A 490-nucleotide genomic window follows, 5' to 3' on the forward strand; every position below is an offset into this window, starting at 1 on the left:
TCGCTTACGTTGTGAGCATGTACTACGACAGGAAGGGAGACGCTGAAAAGAGCTTCAAGTACCTTCAGATGGGCAACACGATTAATCGCTCTCGCTATCACTATGCACATTCTGAGATGCAAGATGTGTTCTCTAAGCTTATCGAAGCACTCAGTGGTCCGTTCTTAGGGGCGTGCGAGAGTTTGCCCAAGGTCAAAGACGGAGCGGCACCGATCTTCATTCTGGGAATGCCTCGATCGGGTACAACGCTCGTTGAGCAGATCTTATCAAGCCACTCGCGTGTTGGTGCGGAGGGTGAGTTACAGGTCTTGAGTGAGTGCTTTCAGCGTGAAACGGAAGTAGTGATGAGCTCGGCTGATGCTGGAGTTCGCGCAGAGGCTGCGCAGAGAGCGTTTGTAAACTATTTGTCTCAGGTGAGAGCGATGCAGGCCCAGCGAGGCAATAACTTGCCCGAGTTTTTTACTGATAAGATGCCTTACAACTATATGAT

The 490-nt window shown here is 50.4% G+C and carries 1 protein-coding gene; it reads left to right on the forward strand.

Going from position 1 to position 490, the window contains the following annotated elements:
• The coding region (locus A3751_RS02830) for a sulfotransferase (RefSeq protein WP_197466137.1) at positions 1 to 490 on the forward strand (490 nt) is incomplete at both ends.

It is taken from the genome of Oleiphilus sp. HI0080 (assembly GCF_001635135.1).